Source organism: Sporosarcina sp. ZBG7A, assembly GCF_000813425.1.
Lineage (GTDB): Bacteria > Bacillota > Bacilli > Bacillales_A > Planococcaceae > Sporosarcina.
The window spans coordinates 79,911-103,935 of the sequence record NZ_JWIB01000010.1 but is presented as its reverse complement, the minus strand read 5'-3'; the positions used below and the strand labels follow the sequence as shown (position 1 = coordinate 103,935).

Sequence of the window (24,025 nt, the reverse complement as noted above, 5' to 3'; positions counted from 1 at the left end):
TCGCTCCATTTCGTGGCTAAACGCTCCAGCAAGACGGAAAGTGATCAAGTAAGTAACGAATCCGCACAAGCGAGGCCGAAAGTGATCAAGCAAGTAGAAGATCCGCTCAAGCTAGGTCAAAAGTGATCAAGCGAGTGGTGAATCTGCTCAAGCGGACCAGAATAATATCATACAAGCCAAAATCTGCTCGATCCCGCGGCAACCCCCCTTTTTCTCAATGGGTAATCAAGCTCGCGACCAATCCATCTTTCCTGGATCTTAAAACCAAGCCTGATTGGTGTGCTCCGCTACGCTCCGCATTTAGTGATGAGAAGTGGGGAATTCAGGATTTCGTCTCAAGCGGGCCAGAAAGTGATCAAGCAAGTAACAAATCCGCTCAAGCGATCCAAAAAGTGATCAAGCAACCACCAAATCCGCTCAAGCAACCCCCATACCTCCTCCCATAATCCAAAAGTCGGAAATTTCATTGCATTGCATTTGCGCCTGTCCATTCACAATGTTAAAATGAAGGGTGAACTTTGTGAGGATGTGACCAAATTATGCTAAGCGTATTGAATAAAATGTTTGATCCGAATAAACGTGATTTGAAACGACTAGACAAGATTGCTGATCAGACCGAAGCACTTGCTACCCAAATGGAGCAGCTATCGGATTCTGATCTCACTGCAAAAACAGTGGAATTTCAGGAACGTGTAGCTAAAGGTGAAACTCTCGACGAGATCCAGCCTGAAGCATTTGCGGTTGTCCGTGAAGCGGCGCGCCGTGTTCTCGGCTTGTATCCATTCCGTGTTCAAATCGTGGGTGCAGCTGCACTACACGAAGGCAACATCGCGGAGATGAAAACGGGTGAAGGTAAGACGTTAACGTCAACGCTTGCGGTGTACTTGAATGCCCTAGACGGAAAAGGCGTACACGTCGTGACAGTCAACGAATATCTGGCTTCCCGTGACGCTCAGGAAATGGGACAGTTGTATGAGTTCCTTGGATTGACTGTTGGCTTGAACTTGAACAGTTTAGGTAAAGATGAAAAGCGTGAAGCGTATCTTGCTGACGTGACGTATACGACGAACAATGAGCTCGGCTTTGACTATTTGCGCGACAACATGGTGTTGTACAGTGAGCACAAAGTACAGCGTCCACTTCATTATGCTGTCATTGACGAAGTTGACTCAATCTTAATTGACGAAGCACGAACTCCACTCATCATTTCGGGGCAAGCTGCGAAATCAGCAGAATTGTACCGTTTGGCGAACCGTTTTGTGACGACGTTGGAAAAAGAGGAAGACTTCGCATTTGATGAAACTACTAAAGGCGTAACAATGACGGAGACTGGTATTGAGAAAGCGGAGCAAGCATTCGGAATCGATAACTTGTTCGACTTGCAGCACGTGACTCTCAACCACACGATTAATCAGTCATTAAAAGCGCATGTAAGTATGCATGTTGACGTAGACTACGTTGTACAGGAAGGCGAAGTTGTCATCGTCGATTCATTCACAGGTCGACTTATGAAAGGTCGTCGCTACAGTGATGGACTTCACCAAGCGATTGAAGCAAAAGAAGGCTTGGAAGTTCAAAATGAGTCAATGACGCTTGCGACAATTACATTCCAGAACTATTTCCGGATGTATGATAAGTTGTCAGGAATGACGGGTACTGCGAAGACGGAAGAAGAGGAATTCCGCAACATTTACAACATGAACGTTGTGGCGATTCCGACGAACCGTCCGATTGCCCGTGATGACCGTCCGGATTTGATTTTCTCTTCTACGGAAGGGAAGTACAAAGCGGTTGCGGATGACATTAAAGAGCGTCACAAGAACGGCCAGCCGGTTCTTGTCGGTACGGTTGCGATTGAAACGTCTGAGATCATTTCAAACTTCTTGAAGAAGTATGGGGTGCCTCATAACGTGTTGAACGCGAAAAACCACGGTCGAGAAGCAGAAATCATCGAACAAGCAGGCCAGCCAGGTGCGGTTACAATCGCAACGAACATGGCAGGTCGTGGTACTGACATTAAGCTTGGCGAAGGTGTACAAGAAGTTGGCGGACTCGCGGTTGTTGGTACAGAGCGCCATGAATCTCGTCGTATTGATAACCAGTTACGTGGACGTTCTGGTCGTCAAGGGGACGCGGGTATTACCCAGTTTTACTTGTCTCTTGAAGATGAACTGATGCGCCGTTTCGGTTCTGAGCAAATGAAAGGCATGATGACGAAACTCGGTATGGATGATGAAACACCAATCCAATCGAAAATGGTCTCACGCTCTGTTGAATCTGCTCAGAAACGCGTAGAAGGTAATAACTTCGACTCCCGTAAGCGATTGCTTCAATATGATGATGTATTGCGCCAACAGCGTGAAATCATTTACAAAGAACGTAATGACGTACTCGAATCAGACAACGTACGCCCTGTATTGGAAGCGATGATTGAACGTGTTCTCGAAAATGCTGTAGCGATTCATACGACTGAGGAAAAACAAGAAGATTGGGCACTTAAAGCTCTTGTTGATTACTTAGGCGCAAACTTCCTACCTGAAGACCATTTAAAGGTTTCAGATTTAGAAGGTAAATCGGCACAGGAACTCACTGATTTCATCAAAACAGAAGTTATTAAACGTTACGATGAAAAAGAAGAGGAAATGTCCGAAGAGAAAATGCGCGAGTTTGAAAAAGTTGTCCTACTTCGTGCAATTGATACGAAATGGATGGACCATATCGATGCGATGGAACAGCTCCGTCACGGGATCCACTTGCGTGCGTATGGACAAAACGATCCTCTTCGTGAGTATCAATCAGAAGGATTCGGCATGTTTGAAGAAATGGTCAATGCCATTGAAACAGATGCTTCGAAGTACGTCATGAAAGCGGAAATCCGCAATAACCTGGAGCGTGAAGAAGTCGCGAAAGGGCAAGCAGTGAATCCGAAAGAGGACGGCGAGAAACCAGCGAAAAAACCGGTTCGTCGCTCCGTCAATATCGGTCGTAATGACCCATGTCCATGTGGCAGTGGGAAGAAATATAAGAATTGTCACGGTCAAGAGTAATTTGGTCGTGAACCTGAATTTTTGGAGGAACAATATATGATGGAATTATCAGATGTACGCAACGAGCTCGACAAAACAGCTAAGAAATTAGTGGACTTTAGGGGGTCTCTTTGACTTAGAAAACAAAGAGGCGCGTATGCAGGAACTCGATGAAATGATGATGGACCCTACGTTTTGGGATAACCAAGATGCAGCGCAAGTGGTCATTTCTGAATCGAACGCACTCAAAGACAGCGTCGGTGAGTTCCATGCGATGAATGAAGAGCAAGAGAACCTTGAAATGACAGTTGAACTGTTAAAAGAAGAGCCTGATGTAGAACTTCAAGAAGAACTCGGAAGCGAGTTGAAAACATTCTTGAAGCGTATGGAAGACTTCGACTTGCAGATGCTTTTAAGTGAAGAATATGATAGCAGCAATGCTGTTCTTGAGATTCACTCAGGTGCTGGTGGTACGGAGTCCCAAGACTGGGCATCGATGATTTTACGGATGTACACACGATGGGCAGAGCAGCATGGATACAAAGTGGAAACACTGGACTACCAAGCAGGCGACGAAGCGGGTGTGAAATCTGTAACACTTTCCATTAAAGGCCACAATGCGTATGGCTACTTAAAAGCTGAAAAAGGCGTTCACCGTCTTGTTCGTATTTCACCGTTCGACTCGTCAGGTCGTCGTCACACGTCATTCTCTTCTGTTGAAGTGATGCCTGAATTCTCAGGTGACGTAGACATCGATTTGAAGATGGAAGATGTTAAAATCGATACGTACCGATCTAGTGGTGCGGGTGGACAGCACGTTAACACGACGGATTCAGCTGTTCGAATGACTCACCTTCCAACAGGTGCAATCGTAACGTGTCAGACAGAACGTTCTCAGATCAAAAACCGTGAACGGGCGATCAACTTGTTGAAGGCCAAAATTTATCAGATCCGTGTCGAAGAAGAAGAGGCACGCCTTCTCGAAATCCGCGGAGACCAAAAAGAAATCGGATGGGGCAGTCAGATCCGCTCTTACGTGTTCCACCCATATTCCATGGTCAAAGATCATCGTACGAATGAAGAAACGGGTAACGTCGGTGCAGTCATGGATGGAGAACTCGATCCGTTCATCAACGCCTTCTTGCGTTCACGTATTTCTTAAAACTGAATCAGATGGATAGCGAGGCTGCCCTGGAACGTCGCGAAAACGGCATTCCGGGTCAGCCCCGTTTTTTACTGTGATTTGATTGAAAATTCGGTAGGCTTATACATCGAATAATCATTTGCTGGAGGTGGGAGCTTGTTCTTTAAAAAGAAAGAAAAACCGATTCAAGTACTTTATAACGTTCTAGTCTTTACAAGCGATTCGACGGATGAAGACACGTTACAAGAGTGGACAGACCAGCTAATGGACGCCGCTGAGAATGTCGGGACGGCTGAATGGATCATTGCAGAGAAATACGACAATCGGGAACTTGAGTTTCTTAAGGAACGGTTTCCGGCAGTAGATCAGCAGCAACCCTTTTTCCAAATCAATGAAATTGATTACACGGAGATTCGAAATGAAGAGGCAAAAATGGAAAGCACTCAGAAATGGCGGAAGTTTTTCAACCTAATCCCTTTAGAGAATTATCTTGAAATCGAAGACCGTATTGTTTCAGATGCATCGAAAGCGCTCTTCTGTACAAATAATTTGGATGAAGCTGAACTTTTTTTAGTCAAACAGGCGAAGATCGATAATTGAGTATGAATAAATAACTGCCAATTGGTCAGCCTAAAGAGGTAGATGGCTTTTGGAATAGGCAGTCGCAGGAGTCAATTGGATGAAGGTTGAAAAAGCATCATGTGAATAGTTGTCAAAAACAGTCTTTTGCTCATTTTAAAACGAATACTTCATCAAAAGAGGTTTGATTTTTGCGGAAAAGAGAATACTAAATAGTAGGAGAGCGCTCTATGTAAGGTATTCGTCCTGATTTTGTCACACGGTATAGAGCGGGATTGGTCTTTTTTTGCTATACTAGAAAAGCACGTAATTCATTTATCTTAAGGAGGAAATTTCATGAAAATGAAAAACAAATTCTTAGCAACAATCTTCGGAGCAGCGCTTGTATTAGGTGCTTGTGGAGGCGGCGGAGATGACAAAGCTGGAGACAAAGATTCAGCTGCTGGCGGCGTAGACGCGGACAAAGTATACCAAGCGAACTGTGCAACTTGTCACGGTGGGAAATTGGAAGGTATGAACGGTCCTGCACTAGCAAACATCGGTGGAGAGCTTTCTGAAGACGAAATCCATGACATCATCGAAAACGGTAAATCCGGCGGAATGCCTGGAGGTCTCATTAAAGGTGAAGAGCTTGACGCAGTTGCTAAATGGCTTGCTGACAAGAAATAAGCTGCTGTAACACAAATGACCTACTATCCACATAACGAACAGAGGTATGCTTCGGCTACCTCTGTTTTTTTGTTGTTTGTACATACCAAAATACATTTCCACTCTTCGACATAAACTCACTCAGACTACCAAAAACGAGTTCCACATTACAGAATTGTTGAAAAGCTGTGAACGTTTTAGGGAAAATGAAATATTCCTGTAATATTGTGTAGGTTTATATCTGTTATACTTAAAAAGCTGAAGAAAAGTTTTGAATCAGGTGGTTACAAAAAATGATTAAAATGAAAAACGTGTACAAAAAGTATTCCAACGGTGTCGTTGCCGCAAATGGTATTAATATCGACATTAATAACGGTGAATTTGTTTACGTCGTGGGTCCAAGTGGTGCAGGTAAATCGACATTCATCAAAATGATGTATCGTGAGGAATCTCCGACAAGCGGACAAATTTTCATCGACGGAACAGACCTTAGTTCGTTAAAAAACAAAGAAATCCCATACTTGCGAAGACAGATAGGGGTCGTGTTTCAGGACTTCAAATTGCTTCCAAGACTGAATGTTTATGAGAATGTGGCATTTGCGCTTGAGGTAATTGAAGAGACACCAACAGAAATACGTAAAAAGGTAACAGATGTTTTAGCGCTGGTCGGTTTGTCCCAAAAAGCGAGAATGTTTCCTAACGAGTTATCAGGCGGAGAACAGCAGCGAGTGTCGATTGCGCGTTCGATTGTGAATGAACCTAAATTGGTCATTGCAGACGAGCCAACAGGAAACCTCGATCCGGATACGTCGTTAGGCATCATGAACATCTTTGAAAAAATCAACAACCGTGGGACGACCATTATTATGGCGACACACAACAAAGACATTGTGAACAGCATCCGCCATCGCGTTTTGTTAGTAGAAGGCGGAATGATTACAAGAGATGAATACGAAGGAGAATACAGTTATGAAGGGTAGAACGCTAAGCCGACACTTCCGGGAGAGTTTCAAAAGCCTCGGACGAAATGGCTGGATGACGTTCGCCTCCATCAGCGCCGTTGCGGTTACTCTCCTACTTGTAGGTAGTTTCATTGTTATGATGATGAACTTGAACAAGATGGCAGATAACATCGAGAACGACGTAGAGATTAAAGTGGTTGCGGACCCCGGAGCAAGTAGTGAGGCCGTGAAAGAATTACAGAATAAAGTAAAAGAGATTGATGGTGTCGCAAGCGTCAATTATGCGACCAGAGAAGATGAACTTGATAAGATTATCAAGTCCTATGGTAAAGAACTTTCACTCTACAAACAAAGCAATCCGTTGGGAGATGCTCTGTATGTGAAAGCGGAAAATCCACATGATACGGCTGCAATTGCAAAAAAGATCGATACATACGAGTACACAGCAGATGTTGTCTATGGAGCAGGAAAAGTCGAGAAATTGTTTGATGTCGTAGAAATCAGTCGGAACGTTGGTCTGATTTTAATACTGGCGCTACTATTTACGGCAATGTTCCTCATCTCCAACACAATTCGTTTGACGATTATTGCACGTGGTCGAGAAATTGAAATTATGAAACTTGTAGGGGCGACCAATAATTTTGTTCGCATACCGTTTATATTAGAAGGCGTTTGGCTAGGAATCTTCGGATCCATTCTTCCGATGGCCGCCATCGCTATTGCGTATCAACAAATCTATGCCTACTGGCAACCTAAATTGGTCAATGAAATGTTCCAATTGCTAGATCCAATACCATTCATTATTCAGGTAGATGGTCTGTTGTTGTTCATGGGAGTGTTTATCGGCGTGTGGGGCAGTTTGATGTCCGTACGTAAATTCTTGAAAGTCTAAATAGCCGATCGAATTGAAAGGGGAACTGGGACTGTGAGAAAGAACAAGGGAATGCTACTATCTACAATGGGGGTGTTGTTGCTCTCAACTACATTATCCGGAACAGTAGCATCAGCGAGCTCGTTGAAAGATATGCAAGATGAACAAAAGGTGCTTCAACAAAAACAACAAGAGTTGAATAAAGGCATCCAAAACAAATCCAACGAGATTAATAAAAAGCAAACAAAGAAACAATCGTTTTTGGAGCAAATTACAAAGTTGAATGGTGAAATCGAAACCAACAACGAAAAAATTCGTGACGTAAAAGAAAAAATCACTCAAACGACTAAAGAAATCACTGAACTTCGTGCTTCTATCAAGACGTTGGAAAAGCGGATTAAAGAGCGCGATGAAGTGTTAAGAGAAAGAGTTCGTACGATGCAGGTCAAAGGCGGAGACGTCAGCTATCTGGACGTACTTCTTGGCGCGAACAGTTTTTCAGATTTCATCGACCGTTTCTCAGCGGTATCTACTTTGATGGATGCTGACCGTAAAATCATGCAACAGCAAGAAGATGACATGAACCAGCTTGAAGAAGAAAAGCAAATGGTCGAGACTAAACTTGCGCAACAAGAAGAACGTAAAGAAAAACTAACAGATTTGAAGAAAAAGCTTGAAGGTCAAAAAGTTGAGAAGGACAAGCTTGTTGATCAGTTAGAAACTGAACAAGCGAAACTCTCTACTGAAAAAGCAGACTTAGAGAGCGAATATGACGAAACACACGAACTTTCCGCAGATCTTGTGAATCAAATTAGTGCTGAACAAAATCGTTTGGCAGAAGTTGCTCGTCAAGCAGAAATCAAGCGTAAAAGTGAAGCAGAAGCTGCAGCGAAGCGCCGTGCACAACAAGCAGCGAATTCATCAAGTTCTTCGTCATCAAATAACCATGATTATAACCAACCATCTGCACCTCCAGTTTCAAGTGGCACATGGACTCGTCCAGCAAGTGGTCCACTTACATCATCATTCGGTTGGAGAATGCACCCGATCTTCCATACACAAAAGCAGCACCGTGGACAAGATATCGGAATTCCAGTTGGTACAACAGTCGTTTCTGCTGCTGAAGGTGTAGTGTCCCATGCAGGACCGATGGGTGGATTCGGTAATGCGATTATGGTTACACACTCCATAAACGGGCAAATCTTTACATCCGTTTATGCACACTTGTCCAATATTGGTGTGAGTACAGGACAGCACGTTGGAAAAGGACAATTCATCGGGAAATCAGGGAATACCGGAAATTCAACAGGGCCACACTTGCACTTTGAAATTCACGTAGGTAACTTCTCTGCATCCGGTCCAAGTGCCGTGAATCCGTTACGTTATGTATCATTCTAAGTAACACTTCTATAAGTTCTATTTCCGGTTTTTCCTTAAAACAAACATTTTGGAATAAGGGAGCACCGAATACATGGAAAGGCTCGCATACGTGCGGGCCTTTTTCTTTTGTAAACATAAGTGGATTTTGTGGTTTTGATGGGCACTTTACGATACCATGAGAGGTATACTGGACTAAAGGAGATTCCAATGCCTGTCACCGACTATTTTCTACTATGGAAGGTTACTGTACCTTCTTCCTGGATTGCAGCCATCATTGGATTTATTCTCGCATGGCTTGCTGTTAAAATGAAATTTGGTAAACCAGTCGCGGACATTGTTGTGGATGCGATCTTTACCACTATTATTGTATGGAAACTGTCCGTGATTGTAACGGACTTTGAAACGGTACGTCGTGCACCGATGGCCATCCTTTATTTTAATGGAGGCATGTTTGGATTCCTTGCTGGGATTCTGATTGCGGCTTTGTTCATTCTTTTTTCACGCAAGCCCAAGCCGCCAAAAGTTAGCCAAGGATTCATGCTAGGGATTATCAGTGCACAAGCAGGCTATCAAGTGATGATGGCGCTGTTGAATGATGGAACGCTTGTAACAAAGGTGACTACAATCATCTTGTTCGCAGTGATTGCAGCGCTAGCCTTTATTCATGCAGAAGATGAAAGCGTACCCGTTATCTATACTGCAGGATTGTTTGTAGCTATCCACGCCTTCATTGCTGCACTGCAGCCTGCTGGGTTTACGGGTATTCCATTCGCTGCAACAGTTGTCTCGAGCATCTTAGTAGTAATAATTGCGTGGCGTTTTACACAAGTTAAGGTAACAGATGGAGGGATACGATGAATAAAAAGTGGATTGGATACGCAATCGCAATTCTTTTAATCGGTTCGATGATTGTCGTAATGGTGAAGTCAAATTTAGATAAACCCGAAGTCATCGATACGGCTTCAACTAAAACGATGTCCAAAAGCACAGCTGGACTTGAACAAGGAGATACACCGCCAGACTTTGAACTCGAGACATTAGCTGGAGATAAAGTTCGTCTTTCCGAGTTGAAAGGTAAGAAAGTCATTCTGAACTTCTGGGCAACGTGGTGCCCACCATGTAAAGCAGAGATGCCCCATATGGAGAACTACTATAAAAACCTGAAGCCTGAAGACAATGTAGAACTGATTTCCGTCAACTTAACGACTGCAGAAAACCGCGGAGTCAAAGCAGTCGAAGAGTTTGTTGATGCCTATGAGCTAACGTTTCCAATCTTGCTCGACACAGAAGAACTTGGCATGACAGACTACAAAGTGTTCTCGATTCCAACGACATACATCCTCGGAACCGACGGCACCATAGACAACCAAATCGTAGGCCCCATGGACGAAGAAATGATGGAACAGCTAGTGAAGGATGTTAAATAAAAGGTTTTAAAAAATTTTTATACCCTCATTCAATGGTAATAGCTTATCCAATTACAATCCGTTGATTGAAGCGTAAGACGGCGACTCCTGCGGAATCAGCGAAGAACGAAGACCCCGCAGAGAGCGAAGCGATCGAGGAGGCTGAGTTCAAGCCCGCGGAAAGCGTCCGTCTGAAGCGTAAATCAACCCTGTCTATTCTAATTTTATTTCCCGGTTCTTGCTTGTCGTAACCTTCTCCCTTCTTTCATATAGTGGAAAGAGGAGGGGATGGTGACGATGCGCAGGAGCCGTTTTTTTGCGTTTGTTATTTTAGCCGCAGTTGCGGTTTGTCTAGTACTGGTGTTGGATGGTTGTGGAAAAAGTGATGAAAAGACCCACAACTCGAGTGGGAAATTTGGAGTCCTCGACGAAGCGTACGAGGTCATCACAGGCAACGCGGTGTATAAACTGAAAGACGATGAGTTAATCGAAGGCGCCTTACGAGGAATGGCGGACGTGATCGGCGATCCGTATTCAACGTATCTGACAAAAGAAGAAGCGGCGTCTCACAAAGAATCGCTCGCCGGAGAACGGGTAGGTATTGGAGCTGAGATTACGCGTACCAATGGCAAGTTTGTAATTGTTTCACCTGTCAAAGGATCGCCTTCAGAAAAAGCCGGATTGCTTCCTTATGACGAACTCGTGCAAATTGATGGGGAGCGAGTGGATGGACTGACACTCAAAGAAGTCGTCAAAAAAATCCGCGGGAAACAAGGGACATCTGTGAAAATGGTTGTCTATCGTCCGGAATCCGGGAAGCATGTAGAATTCACGATTGAACGAGATGTGATTCCTGTTCACACGGTATCATCGGAAATTTTGGAAGAACGCGGCAAGAAAATTGGCTACATAGGGTTGACGATGTTTGGGGAAGACAGTGCGAAAGAGTGGCAGGCGGCGACAGAGTTACTCGTTAAGGAAGGTGCAGAAGCGCTACTCATTGACGTCCGTGGAAATCCTGGAGGTTACTTACATGCGGTTGGAAATATTGCAGGGAGTATGCTTCCGGAAGATACAGTGTTTGCGTATATGGAAGACGTGAAGGGCCAATTGACACCACTTGTAACTGAGCCAGCTAAAGAGTTGGAGTATAATCCGAAGTTGCAGAGCATTCCAGTAGTCTTGTTGCAGGACAAAGGAAGTGCTTCTGCGAGTGAAGTATTGAGTGGTGCACTCCAGGATCTTGACCGAGGATTCATTGTAGGGACAACAAGCTTCGGAAAAGGGACAGTACAAGAAACGATGAAATTATCGAATGGCGGCGAAGTGAAGTTGTCTACACATAAGTGGTTAACACCTAAAGAGCGATGGATTCACTCGGAAGGAATCGCTTCGGATTTAGAAGTGAAGCAGAACAGCTTGTTTTCGGAGCATTTAAGAGTGATCGCAGACGTCTACAAAGAACAGCAATTCAACGAAGATATCGCATATGCGCAGCGATTACTCAAGGCGCTCGGGCATGATCCGGGTCGAGTGGATGGCTTCTTTGATGAAACGACGGGTCAGACAGTAGCGGACTTCATGAAAGCTGAAAAGGTGGAGTCGACGGGGGAAATGGACGGCAAATTCTTCCAAACATTGAAGACGAGTGCTGAGGCATATCGCAACGATCGTGCGAACGATGAACAGCTGTCGATGGCTGTCGGTTATTTGCATCACAAACTGTCTGAAAAATGATCGATTCGCCCTACTCGTAAATAACAGTCTGTCGCGACTATCCATTCCATTCCAATCTTTGTTACAATAGAAGAAAACAGCGGGATTGGATTGGAGTGTGATAGAACGTGTCAGAGAATTGGTTGTTCGATGTCTTACAAGCAGTGGCTGTATTCTTCTTGAATCCACTATTTCTGCTAATTCTCCTCGTTGCGGTTGCGCTCGGGTATATGAGAGTGAAGCGGGAGCGAAAAGACTTCAATATTAGGAAGTTGCCGGGGCTCACGGAATTGAGACGGCTCGTTGCGGACTCATGGTTGCATGCACTCATTTTGTCCGTCCTGCTTAGTGGAATCGGATTTGTGGTGGATGCAGGATGGATCGTGATGTTTTCTGCGATCATGCTTGTCGTTTTAGTGAGTTTTTATTATCAATGGGGATCTCCGATTTACACAACTGCGATTGCGTTTTTCGGATTGTACGCATGGCAAGAATTTGGTGGTGCGTTTACGTATCATGGATGGTCGCTACAGGACGTGGATCTGTTTGGACACTTGTCCGTAACGATTCCGGTCATTGCGGGGCTCTTCCTCATTGCAGAAGGAGTGCTCATTCGGACGTCTTCAGTGCGCTATGCGTCGCCACATCTTGAGAAGACGAGCAGAGGACTTCGTGCAGCGGTCTTCAAAGTGAAGAAGATTTGGTTATTACCCGTGATCTTACTTGTGCCGGGTGATATGATTTCAGCATATGTACCATATTGGCCACAGTTTACACTCGGTGCAGCATCGTTCAGTTTCGTTCCAGTGCCCGTGTTGATTGGCTTTAGCCAAATTGCACGCAAGCGTTTTCCGGATCAAATCTTTCCGAAGCTCGGGGTGCAGGTTATTTGGACAGGGGTCGCTGTTGCAGCGCTTGGTTTAGGTGCACTCTATGAACCTATGATTGGATGGGGAGCATTGGTCCTAGGTGTCCTCATACGAACGGTGTTAACCATTGTCGTTGCTGTACAAGAACGCGGTGGCGGTTATGCAGCATCGCCGAGTGCGAAAGGTGTTGTCATTGCGGGAGTTCTTCCTGGATCACCTGCAGAAAAGCTAGGGTTGCAACCGGGTGAAGTGATTCGTGCTGTGAACGGGATACAAGTTGCGAACGATAAGGAATTGTATGATGCGATTCAAGTGAACGCAGCGCATTGCCGCTTACAAGTTGCAGATCGGAACGGAGAAGTTCGTCTCATGCAGCAAGTGCTATACCGGCATGATCATTACCAGCTCGGACTGTTGCTCGTTCGATGAGGGATAGAAAGGAGGCGGTGTGAAGTGGAGAGTCTAGCGACTAAATTAGTGATGGCGTTGTTCATCCCAGGAATTCTAGTCGTGTTTTTCACGCGGGTTACGTTCCATCAACTGGTCGGATTGGTGCTGACGATTGCGCTAATCGCCGCCTCCGTGTATGCAGGATATACGCATAACTGGTTGCTGTATGTGGCAGATGCGTTGTCGTTGACGGTTGGATTTTGGATTGCGAATCGAATGGTCGCAAATTCTCATCGTCAGTCCAATGAAAATCTGCATGAATAACGAAAAAGCCTTGCACATGGTGTAAGGCTTTTTCATTTCTTCTATTCTACAAGTATGAGAAACGGATTTTTTGGGTATGATAGGTTCAAAGGGGTTACATGAACAGACTGTAGACTGCGAGTACACCGATTGTCCCGAGGACTACAGTCATCAGTCCGAAACCAAAGATCGCAATGAGAAATGCGGTCGCAGCTCCGATCAACCCGAAAAGAAAGTTGCCTTCTTGTACATAGAACACTGCTGGGAAAATGAGTGCACCGAGCACAGCAAATGGGATGTTACTTAAAATTCCTGTCACGAGTGGCGGTAACTTTCTCCCATCGAGGACCGTGAGTGGAATCATACGTGGAATGTACGTCACAAGCGCCATTCCGAACAGCATCCACCAATAAGTTGGACCCATCAGCTCTCCTCCTTTTCAACAGCTGGAATTGGGGCTCGTCCGTACTTAGCATAGACCAGTTCGATTATGATCGATGATAGTAATGTAGACGCAAGAATTGCCCACCCTGTGGATAATAATTCGGTATAATAAAAGAAGCAATGTAGGAGTGCAGCAAGACTGGCGAGTAAAACGACTTTCCGGTTGCCTTTCATCGAAGGGACAAGTAATGCGATAAAGAGGGCATAGAGCGCAATGGACATGGCGGCTTGAAGAAATAGCGGTAAATTGGCGCCAATGACATGCCCTAAAGCGGTGAAAACCACCCAGCTTCCATAAGCAATGGTGATGACACCAAACGCATGGCCGCTTGATACTTTGTCTTGTTTACTCGTCGCGATGACGGAAAAGGTTTCATCTGTCACCCCGAATGCGTATGCAGCTTTGATGGGTTTTGGTGCAGGTTGCATCTTTTCATTCAGCGAAGCCGTCATAAGGAAGTGACGGATGTTGACGATGAATGTATTCATGACAATTAATAATGGATCGACGCCAGCGGTTATCAAGCTGAGCGATATGTATTGCGCTGCGCCTGCAAAGACGAAAATGCTCATCGCGGTCGCCTCGAACAGTGAAAGACCGGTCGTTTTGGCGAGTAGCCCAAATGTAAGCGCGACTGGGAAATACCCGATGGCAATGCTGAGACCGGCGCGAAGTCCGTTGTTAAATTCACTGCGTTCCATTTCACATCCCAGCTTTCTTATGAATTTCAATACTAGTGATTATACTACAACTACTAAAGACAACAAGACTGAATTTTTGAATGGTTTTAAAAAAGGGAGAGAAGGTAGGGGTGACTCAAAATGCAAGAGTGGTTAAGTGTGGATAAAGTTACTGAACTTGCACAACATTATAAGGCATTCGGTCCGTTCATAGGCTTCTTGTTGCCGTTCATCGAGTCGTTTCTGCCTTTTTTACCGTTATTTGTGTTTGTTATCGCGAATATAACTGCATACGGATTGTGGTTAGGCTTCATTCTTTCCTGGGGCGGAACAGTCGTCGGCTCCTATGTCGTATTTTTAATCGTACGGAAATATGGTCAAAGTCGCATGTTAAACTTCCTCACCAAGCATAAGAAAGTGAAAAAGCTCATTTTGTGGGTGGAGAGCAATGGATTTGGTCCGTTGTTCTTGTTCATCTGTTTCCCATTTACGCCATCTGCTCTCGTGAATCTCGTTGCGGGGCTGTCGAATATGAAGAAGACGTATTACTTAATGATTTTGATAGCAGGGAAGTTTGTCATGGTATTCATGATCAGTTTTGTCGGCTACGATCTGAAAGCGTTGTTTACACAACCGATTCGCTCCGCCATTGTCGGTGTGGTGATATTGCTAATGTGGTTAGCAGGCAAATATTTCGAGCGACGTTTGAATAAAAAAGTGGAACGCCATGCGAGAGAATGGAATGGACAGAAACATTGGGACAAGTAAGTAGTACCAGTTGATAAGGATGTGCGCTTCGCCTTTGCGAAGCGTTTTTATTTTGATTAAAAGCAAATAGAATTTGGAGTACAAGCTTGGAATTTGGCTGGGTGCTCGTAAAAGTGAGAAAGTGATCATAACTCGTGGAAAGTGCTCATAAACCTGTGAAAGTGATCATAATTCATGGAAAGTGCTCATAAACCTGAGAAAGTGATCATAACTCCTAAAATGTGATCATAAAACTTAGAAACTGATCATAAATCTCAATGAATGCTCATAAACTGCATCACAATTTTTCATCTAACAACCTTCAAATTGTACCATTTACAAAACTGCGAACATTCATTCGTAAAAACACCTCTCAAACTTTGATTCTTCTTGCGAAAACAATTACAATGAGGAGACTAGTAGGACAGAGAGGGGATATCTGATGACGCTGCGATTTATAACGGGACGTTCCGGGACTGGGAAAACGTACACCATTGAGCATGAAATTGTGGAAGCACTTCAACAAGATCCGCTTGGCGCACCGATTGTGTTAATCGTGCCGGACCAAATGTCGTATTCGTTGGAGCATAGTTTAGCAGCTCAATTCGGATTGAACGGAATGGTGCGCACACAAGTGCTGACATTTAAGCGATTGGCTTGGCGAGTGCTTCAAGAAACAGGAGGCATCACACGACGCGAAGTGGACGGATTCGGATACCGGATGCTCATTCGCAGTGTGCTGGAAGAAAATCGAGAGGACTTCAAGTTGTTCCGACAGGCAGCTGATAAGCGCGGATTTACGGAGCAAGTAGAAGGGGTGTTGAAAGAGTTCAGCCGATACTGCTTGGACCACACGACACTGGCACAGCTCCATTCTGAGTTAACGGCAGCTTCTGCACCGCGTTCACTGGTAGACAAAGCAGGAGACTTATCGCTCCTATTGGAGAAAGTTGAAGAGCGTCTTGGCACTTCCTATGTCGATAGTGAAGGACATTTATCGATGCTTTCCGGGCAAGTTCAATTCTCTTCATATATCAAAGAAGCGGACATTTACATAGACGGTTTTGAGCTACTGACAAACCGTGAGCACGAGATAATTAGGGAGTTATTGAAATACGCAAAACGAGTGACAGTGGCGCTTCCAACAGACGACGAAGGGGAAGCAACTGCTGACCACGAGCTGTTTTTCAGTCCAATGCGCACGAAACAAATCATAACGGATCTAGCACGTGAGGTATCGGTAGAAGTAGAGCACGAGTTGAGATTGACGAAAACTCACCGATTCCGGAATCCTGATGTGTTGCATTTGGAAGCCCAATTCGATAAGTATCCGGCGACACCCAAAGCGAGTAGTGGAGATGTCAAAATTTTAGAAGCGACGGATCGCCGTGCTGAATTGCATGCAGTGGCGCGTTCGATTCGCACTCTTGTCAGGTCGGGAAAACGGTATAACGAGATCGCTATTTTGTATCGGCAACCGGAAGTGTACGATGAATTGCTGGAGACGATTTTTCCGCAGTACGACATTCCGGTGTTCATTAGTCAGAAAAAGCCGATGCTACACCATCCCCTCATTGAATTCACACGATCGGTACTAGAAGCGGTTACTGGAAATTGGTCATATGAAGCCATTTTTCGCGCAGTGAAGACGGACTTGTTTTTCCCACATGGAGAAGACCGTCAACTATGGCGAGAACGTGCGGATCGCTTGGAGAACTATGTGTTAGCGCATGGAATCCATGGACACCGGTGGTTTGACGATGTTCGGTGGCGGGTGAAAAAGTATCGTGGTCTCGAATTGCATACGGAAGTTCAAACGGATGAAGAACTTGCAATGCAACAAGAGTTGCATAGTGTACGTGACTTGGTTCGCGGACCACTTGAGACGTTCGGAAAGCAGTTGAAAACTGCAAAAGACGGTAGGCAAGCTGCGGAAGCGTTGTTTGCGTTCATGGAAGAACACCATGTGTACGATAAAATCATCGACCTTCGCGCAGAAGAAGAACGCGCAGGACGATTGCTCGGCGCATCAGAGCATGAACAGGCATGGAACGGATGGATCAATATCCTCGATCAGTTTGTGCTTATGTTCGGAGATGTCAAAATGGCACCAAAAGACGCGGTTCGAGTGCTTGATGAAGGATTCGATACGCTCGAATTTTCAAGGATTCCGCCATCGCTTGACCAAGTGACGGTGATGACGATCGACCTTGCGACTTTTTTAAGTATTGATGAAATATTTGTCATTGGGACAAACGATGGTGTGTTGCCACAACGAATTGACAATGAAGGGCTCATATCCGATGCCGATCGACAATGGTTTGAAACGGTCGGATTTGAACTGGCCCCTTCTGCTAAATCACGTTTAATGGATGAAACGTACAAAGCATACCGTGCGTTTACTGCAGCCTCAGAAGGATTGACGATATCCTATCCGATAGCAGACGAAGCAGGAAAAGCGCTCATACCTTCACTATATATTCCTAGAATCGGTCAACTACTTGATGGAATAACTACGGAAATCGTCGTTGCCGATCCATTAGACTTACTAGAAGGTGCAGATGAATTCTCGTACATTAGCCATCCGAGAGCTGTGTTGCCGTATGCGTCCGCTCAACTTCGTCTAGCGGAAACTGGAGGATTCTTATCCCCATTATGGCAGGCGGTAGTTTCGTATTATGAGGACGATCCGCTCTGGGCTTCGATACTTAGCAGTATTCAAGGAAAGCGGAAGCATGGGACAGATACCGAGCGATTGACGCCAGAGTTAACTTCAGGCTTATATGGTGAAACGATGTCGTCGAGTGTCTCGCGTGTCGAATCGTATTACAGTTGTCCGTTTCAACATTATGCGACATACGGTCTCGGGTTACGTGAACGATCTGAATTCACATTGGAAGCACCTGCAATCGGGGATTTATTCCACGCGGCTCTGAAATGGGTATCAGATGACATCATGAGAACCGGAGCAACATGGGCCGGGTTATCGAAAGAGGACTGCTTCCGATTGGCGCGGGAAGCGGTAGACGGTATTGCACCGTATTTCTTCCATCGGATTTTGTTGTCGACGAGTCGTCATGTTTACATTAAACGCAAATTGACACGTATTATCCAACGGACGCTGTTTGCGCTCCGCAGCCAAGCGACGGCATCTAGTTTTGAGCCGATCGCAGTCGAAGTTGGATTTGGACAAGGTGAGCAAATGCCACCACTGTCAATTCCTTTAAAACAGGGTGGACACATGAACTTGCGCGGACGAATTGACCGTGTCGATGCATCGAAAGTGAATGAAAAAACGTACATTCGCATTGTCGACTACAAATCTTCTGCCAAAGCGCTAGATTTGACGGAAGTGTATTATGGATTGTCGCTGCAAATGCTGACGTATCTAGACGTTGCACTTGAGCATGCAGACGAATGGCTACACGTGCAGGCAGATCCTGCCGGCATGTTGTATGTCCACGTTCACAATCCAATGGTGCGCAGCATTCAGGAGTTGACGGAAGAAGCGGTTGAAGAAGAGATGCTGAAGTCGTTTTCTATGAAAGGTTATGTGCTTGAGGATTTATCTGTCGTCAAAGAAATGGACAGTGACATTGAACAATCGTCCAAAATCATTCCTGCTCGTGTGAAGAAAGATGGTTCGTTCTATGCGACCTCTAAAGTGCTGGCCCCCGATGATATGCAACTACTCCGTGGAGCCGTTCGTTCCCGCCACCGCCAAGCGGGTGACGCTATGCTTGCAGGTGATGCACGGGTATATCCGTATCGATTGAAAGAGCGGATGCCATGTAACTACTGTCCGTATCAAGGGGTCTGTCAGTTCGACACAACGGACCCAGAAGCAAAGTACCGAAATTATACCGAACTCTCAGCAAAAGAATCTCTTGAAAAAATGAGGAAGGAGGTTGAAGGCGATGCACATACCACCGAAACCGAGTGATGTGACGTTTACAGACGACCAATGGAAAGCAATTTACGCTTCAGGTCACGACATCCTCGTTTCAGCTGCAGCGGGATCTGGGAAAACGAAAGTGTTGATCACACGTCTAATTCAAAAAGTTTTGGATGATAAAAACCCGATTAACGTGGATGAATTGCTCGTCGTGACCTTCACGAATGCGGCGGCTGCTGAAATGCGCCATCGTATGGGGACTGCGCTGGAAGAGGCGATCACCTTGCACCCAGAGTCCCCGCATTTGCGAAAACAGCTCAGTTTATTGAACAAAGCTCAAATTTCTTCGATGCACTCATTTTGTCTGAATGTCGTCCGGCAATATGCGTATCTGCTAGATATTGACCCAGGATTTAGAATTGCGGATCCGACAGAAGCGGCGTTACTGCGCGACGATACGATTGCAGATGTGTTGGAAGATGCCTATAGCGTAGAAGATCCTGAAGCGGTTTATCGATTGGCGGACAGTTTCACGTCTGATCGAAATGACCAGTCGTTGGAATTATTAATAGATCGGCTGTACGACTATTCCCGTGTGCATCCGGATCCTGAATCGTGGTTGCTGCAAATTCCGCAACAATATGAAATTGGCGATGAAATTACGATCGATGACTTGGAATTTATCGGACCTTTGAAATCTGCCATTCAGCAAAAGCTGGAAGAAGCGGCTGCGCTCGCAACAGATATGCACCGTATTGCAGATTTACCAGATGGGCCAACGCCCCTCATTAAGACAGCAGAAGCGGACTTGGTTTGGATCAACGAAGCCATTCGTTCAATTTCAACAAGTACTTGGGAACAAACTCATGTGTTTTTCCAACAGCTAGTCTGGGTGAAAGCGGGAGCAGTGAAAAAAGATTCATGTGATGAAGAACTCGCAAAGCGCGCGAAATCATTAAGAGATTCCGTGAAAAAGCTTGTCACTGGAATCAAGGATGCCTATTTCGTCCGAACGCCTGCGCGTTTGCTTACGGAAATCCGTTTAATGGCACCGATGATGCATACGCTCATTGAGCTGGTCATAGAATTTGGTCATCGCTATCGCACAGTTAAATCGGAGAAAGGAATTGTCGACTTTTCCGACCTTGAGCATTTCGCGCTGGATATCTTAACTAATCGTGAAGGTGACGTTCTTGTCCCGTCTGATATTGCCATGGACTATCGGTCGAAATTCAAAGAAGTGCTAGTCGATGAATACCAAGACACCAATTTATTGCAAGAAGCAATTGTCCAGTTCGTAAAAAGTGGGTCGGAATCAGACGGTAACTTGTTCATGGTAGGAGATGTAAAGCAATCCATCTATCGCTTCCGTCTTGCAGAGCCAGGGTTGTTCTTAGGGAAATACGGTCGTTTTACTGAAGAAGGTATGGATCAAGGTTTGAAAATCGATTTGAACGCGAATTTCCGGAGTCGTAAGGAAGTGTTGGATGCGACGAACTTCATTTTCTCCCAAATCATGGGAGAGCGCGTCGGTGAAATCGAATACGATGAGGCTGCCGCGTTGAAGTACGGTGCTCGTTATCCAGAGATGGAAACGGCTGCGCATTTGACCGTCCTTTACTCTGATGAGGAAGAGTTTGAAGATGAAACGACGGAGGACTTGGAAAATCTGAAGAGTTCTCAGGCGGAAGCACGTTATATGGTGAAGAAAATTAAACAGTGGATGTCGGACGGACATGAAGTGTGCGATGCATTCAGTGGGGAGAAACGTACGATCCGATACAGTGACATTGTAGTTCTCCTGCGTTCGATGACGTGGTCCGCTGAAATTGCAGAGGAATTCAAGCGCGCTGAAATTCCTGTTTATGTTGAACTATCCCGTGGCTATTTCGATGCACTTGAAGTGACGATTATGCTGAATACATTACGTGTGATCGACAATCCGTATCAAGACATTCCGCTCGCTTCTGTGCTACGTGCCCCGTTCGTCGGCATGACGGAAAACGAGTTAGCAGAAGTGCGTCTCGCTGCGAAGAATGTACCGTTTTATGAAGCGTTGAAGACGTTTATAGCAACTAAAGGATCTGGAATGGCGCCTGAAACACAGCAAAAACTGCAGCGTTTCATGCTTGCTTTTGAAGAGTGGCGGAATCTAGCTCGTCGTGGATCATTATCCGAGCTTATCTGGCAAGTGTATAGGGATACGAACTACTATGAAATGGTCGGAAGTATGTCGAATGGTAAACAGCGCCAAGCGAATTTGCGTGCGCTGCATGATCGCGCAATTGAATATGAGAAGACTTCATTCCGTGGACTATTCCGCTTTTTACGATTTGTCGATAGGATGCAACGGCGTGGAGATGATCTAGGAGCTGCACGGTATTTGAGTGAAAAGGAAGACGTTGTGCGCATTATGACGATTCACTCGTCAAAAGGACTGGAGTTTCCGAATGTGTTTGTTGCAGGTACAGGCAGGCAGTTTAACAAAATGGATTTCAATGAGCCCTATTTGTTTGACCAGCACTTCGGTTTAGCGGTTAAAGCGATTGATCCGGATAAACGGATTATGTATACGTCATTGCCGTTTCTCGCGATGAAAGAACAGAAAGAGTTGGAGATGCGTTCTGAAGAAATGCGTATTTTGTATGTCGCGATGACTCGTGCAAAAGAACAGTTAGAACTGGTTGCGACGGTGAAGGATATCGAAAAGTCGATAACGAAATGGCAAGATGCACAACTCGTGGATCCGGGAGAGCGATTGCCAGATTACATGCGCTCCCGTGCAAATGGGTACTTGGATTGGATTGGTCCAGCGGTAGCGCGCCATGCGGATTTCATGAAGTTCGGGACGACGCAAGGTGCACTGGTGAAAGAACACCCTTCTAAGTGGGCTATCAATGCATTGCCGGTATCTTACTTCAGCGAGTCTTTGTCTGAGCCAGAATTCATGGAGGATATATCCGAAACCGAAGAATTGCCGATTCCTGTTGTAGATGAATCTATTCTTGCAGAAGTGACGAAGCGCTTTGACTATCAGTATCCATACGATGCATCTGTCAAAAAGCGATCGAAAGTCTCGGTGACGGAATTGAAACGGATTGCACAACTGGAAGCTGAATTCACATTCAATGATCCGTTTGCAAGTCGAAATGGGGAAGTGAGCCAAGCGTACTTGCACGCACGACCTGCGTTTTTACAACAGCGTTCGATCATCGCAGCTGAAGTTGGAACGGCGATGCACACCGTGATGCAACATATCGACTTAGCGAAGACGAAAGATCTGGCAAGTGTGGATGTCTTGTTAGAGGAGTTGTTGCAGCGTCAGTTGTTGACGGCAGTCGAAGTGACTTCCCTTGATAGGGCTGCCATTGTACAATTTACAAACTCACCGGTTTCTGAGCGGATGCAACAGGCAACACGTGTGTTGAAGGAATTGCCTTTCACGTTTGCGGTTGAAGGAGAAGACGGAGATTCGCAGATTTTACAAGGAATCGCGGACTGTTTGTTTGAAGAGCCGGATGGATGGGTGTTATTGGATTACAAAACGGATCGATTGAAAGGCCGTTTTGCATCACGGGAAGCGATCGATGATGAGATGCGTTCGCGTTATCACGTGCAACTGAGCTTATACAAAACCGCGATTGAAGCGATTACACATGTGACGATAAAAGAAATGCTGTTGTACTTGTTTGATGAAGGTCGAGCATTGACAGTTCAGGAGGAGACAGTTTGACTAGACTACCAACCGGTGAGACCGGACGTATAGAATCGTTAGATATGTTAAGAGGATTTTCATTGCTCGGTATTTTTATCGCCAACATGCTCGTATTTCATTCACCGTACATGTACATGGATCCATATAGTTGGTTTGAAAGCAACGGTGAAGGTTTTCCGTTTATGTGGCTAGATATTTTCATAGAAGCTAGTTTTTATCCGATATTTGCGATGCTTTTCGGGTATGGACTGAGTATGCAGTATGAAAAGTCGTTGCTGCAAAAGTCGCCATTTGGACCGGTAGCGGTTCGTCGCATGGTGATACTGCTTTTGTTTGGTCTGATTCATGCGTTTTTCATCTGGTCTGGGGATATTTTATTCACGTACGCCATGATGGGCTTTCTTATGATAGCACTCGTCCGAATTCCTCCGAAGTGGTTGTTTTTCGGAGCACTGGCACTCTACATCGTGCCGAACGGTCTAATAACAGGGCTGACGTACGTAGTAGAACGCTTGGAAGTAGGTGGCACATTTTCGGAGTTTGCAGATATTCAGCAAATTCAGGAGTCCATTGAAGTGTATGGACACGGAAGCTACTTGGCGGCACTCGCATTTCGTGCAAAAGAATGGTTGTTTATAAGTGGTGCAAATTTATTCTTAACACCGTTTATGATTTTACCACTTATGATGATCGGGGCGGCATTTGCGAAATGGAGACTTTTTGAACGAGCGAAAGAGCTGAAAGGACGACTACTTGTAGTTGGAGGTAGTCTACTCATTATTGGGTTAATACTAAAGGCATTACCTTTTTTGATAGCCCCAAATTTTTCAATGCAACTTGTTCAAACTTATTTTGGCGGTCCACTCGTTGCTTTAGGATATGGAGCACTAGTGTTGCTGCTGTGCACAACGCCATGGTTTTCGAAAGTGTTCCGTCCAGTTGCAAAGGCCGGTCGTATGTCACTCACGACGTATATCAGTCAATCCGTCATTGCGACACTCATTTTTTATAATTATGGGTTCGGGATGTACGGCAAAGTGGATATTATCACGGGAACTCTCATCGCAATCGGAATCTTTGTTGTTCAGGCGTTACTAGCTGACTTGTGGCTATCCCGTTACAAAATGGGGCCAATTGAATGGATTTGGCGTGTTGGCACATATGGTACATTTTTATCGAATAAAAAGGAGAAACGACAAGACTTGTCGTAACAGTACGTAATGCAAACCAATGATGGAAGGGATGGGCT

General features: G+C 45.2%; 18 protein-coding genes. 16 read left to right on the top strand and 2 right to left on the bottom strand.

From position 1 onward, the window contains the following. Positions 1-539: 539 nt before the first annotated feature. From secA to RL70_RS03925, 12 genes are all read left to right on the top strand, one after another. Entirely contained in the window at positions 540-3,047 is a 2,508-nt protein-coding gene (secA, locus tag RL70_RS03980) for a preprotein translocase subunit SecA (RefSeq protein WP_039042112.1), read from the top strand. A gap of 39 nt (positions 3,048-3,086) precedes the next feature. After that, positions 3,087-4,188 (top strand): peptide chain release factor 2 gene (gene prfB, locus RL70_RS03975; RefSeq protein ID WP_156137898.1). Its coding sequence is split into 2 segments (ribosomal slippage): positions 3,087-3,158 and positions 3,160-4,188, totalling 1,101 coding nucleotides; the frame shifts between segments, so codons are not numbered across the junction. Between the two features lie 138 nt (positions 4,189-4,326). Continuing rightward, complete coding sequence (locus RL70_RS03970) at positions 4,327-4,770, top strand: hypothetical protein (RefSeq protein ID WP_039042111.1); 444 nt, start codon at positions 4,327-4,329, stop codon at positions 4,768-4,770. A gap of 315 nt (positions 4,771-5,085) precedes the next feature. Next, positions 5,086-5,418, top strand: coding sequence for a cytochrome c551 (gene cccB, locus RL70_RS03965; protein ID WP_369795188.1), 333 nt, complete (start codon positions 5,086-5,088; stop codon positions 5,416-5,418). A gap of 272 nt (positions 5,419-5,690) precedes the next feature. After that, positions 5,691-6,377 carry a cell division ATP-binding protein FtsE gene (gene ftsE / locus RL70_RS03960; protein WP_039042110.1) on the top strand — a complete coding sequence of 229 codons (687 nt, stop codon included), beginning with the start codon at positions 5,691-5,693 and terminating at the stop codon, positions 6,375-6,377. Continuing rightward, a complete protein-coding gene (ftsX, locus tag RL70_RS03955) occupies positions 6,367-7,251 on the top strand; it encodes a permease-like cell division protein FtsX (protein WP_039042109.1) in 885 nt (294 codons plus the stop codon). The genes ftsE and ftsX overlap by 11 nt, the downstream gene beginning before the upstream one ends. Before the next feature lie 33 nt (positions 7,252-7,284). Next, a complete protein-coding gene (locus tag RL70_RS18310) occupies positions 7,285-8,628 on the top strand; it encodes a murein hydrolase activator EnvC (RefSeq protein WP_304413258.1) in 1,344 nt (447 codons plus the stop codon). A gap of 189 nt (positions 8,629-8,817) precedes the next feature. Next, on the top strand, positions 8,818-9,468 hold the full coding sequence (locus RL70_RS03945) for a hypothetical protein (protein WP_039042108.1): 651 nt from the start codon (positions 8,818-8,820) through the stop codon (positions 9,466-9,468). Continuing rightward, positions 9,465-10,037: a redoxin domain-containing protein gene (locus RL70_RS03940; RefSeq protein WP_039042107.1), complete on the top strand. Its 573-nt coding sequence runs from the start codon at positions 9,465-9,467 to the stop codon at positions 10,035-10,037. Before RL70_RS03945 ends, RL70_RS03940 begins: the two co-directional genes overlap by 4 nt. 267 nt (positions 10,038-10,304) lie before the next feature. Further along, a complete protein-coding gene (locus RL70_RS03935) occupies positions 10,305-11,753 on the top strand; it encodes a S41 family peptidase (RefSeq protein ID WP_231567227.1) in 1,449 nt (482 codons plus the stop codon). A gap of 107 nt (positions 11,754-11,860) precedes the next feature. Next, the gene (locus tag RL70_RS03930) at positions 11,861-13,030 is read left to right on the top strand and encodes a PDZ domain-containing protein (protein ID WP_039042105.1); all 1,170 of its coding nucleotides are present in this window, start codon (positions 11,861-11,863) and stop codon (positions 13,028-13,030) included. A 24-nt stretch (positions 13,031-13,054) separates the two neighbouring features. After that, a complete protein-coding gene (locus RL70_RS03925) occupies positions 13,055-13,315 on the top strand; it encodes a CsbA family protein (RefSeq protein ID WP_039042104.1) in 261 nt (86 codons plus the stop codon). Positions 13,316-13,409: 94 nt separating this feature from the next. On the opposite strand, the gene RL70_RS03920 is transcribed toward RL70_RS03925, so the two are convergent. Continuing rightward, a complete protein-coding gene (locus RL70_RS03920) occupies positions 13,410-13,718 on the bottom strand; it encodes an AzlD domain-containing protein (protein ID WP_025786040.1) in 309 nt (102 codons plus the stop codon). After that, complete coding sequence (locus RL70_RS03915; protein WP_039042103.1) at positions 13,718-14,440, bottom strand: AzlC family ABC transporter permease; 723 nt, start codon at positions 14,438-14,440, stop codon at positions 13,718-13,720. Before RL70_RS03915 ends, RL70_RS03920 begins: the two co-directional genes overlap by 1 nt. A 120-nt stretch (positions 14,441-14,560) precedes the next feature. Between RL70_RS03915 and RL70_RS03910 the strand changes: the two genes are divergently transcribed. From RL70_RS03910 to RL70_RS03895, 4 genes are all read left to right on the top strand, one after another. Continuing rightward, positions 14,561-15,187 carry a TVP38/TMEM64 family protein gene (locus RL70_RS03910; RefSeq protein WP_039042102.1) on the top strand — a complete coding sequence of 209 codons (627 nt, stop codon included), beginning with the start codon at positions 14,561-14,563 and terminating at the stop codon, positions 15,185-15,187. A gap of 421 nt (positions 15,188-15,608) precedes the next feature. Then, positions 15,609-19,109 carry a helicase-exonuclease AddAB subunit AddB gene (gene addB / locus RL70_RS03905; RefSeq protein WP_039042101.1) on the top strand — a complete coding sequence of 1,167 codons (3,501 nt, stop codon included), beginning with the start codon at positions 15,609-15,611 and terminating at the stop codon, positions 19,107-19,109. Continuing rightward, on the top strand, positions 19,084-22,794 hold the full coding sequence (gene addA / locus RL70_RS03900) for a helicase-exonuclease AddAB subunit AddA (protein ID WP_039042100.1): 3,711 nt from the start codon (positions 19,084-19,086) through the stop codon (positions 22,792-22,794). Before addB ends, addA begins: the two co-directional genes overlap by 26 nt. After that, complete coding sequence (locus RL70_RS03895; protein ID WP_039042099.1) at positions 22,791-23,987, top strand: DUF418 domain-containing protein; 1,197 nt, start codon at positions 22,791-22,793, stop codon at positions 23,985-23,987. The genes addA and RL70_RS03895 overlap by 4 nt, the downstream gene beginning before the upstream one ends. Positions 23,988-24,025 lie beyond the last annotated feature (38 nt).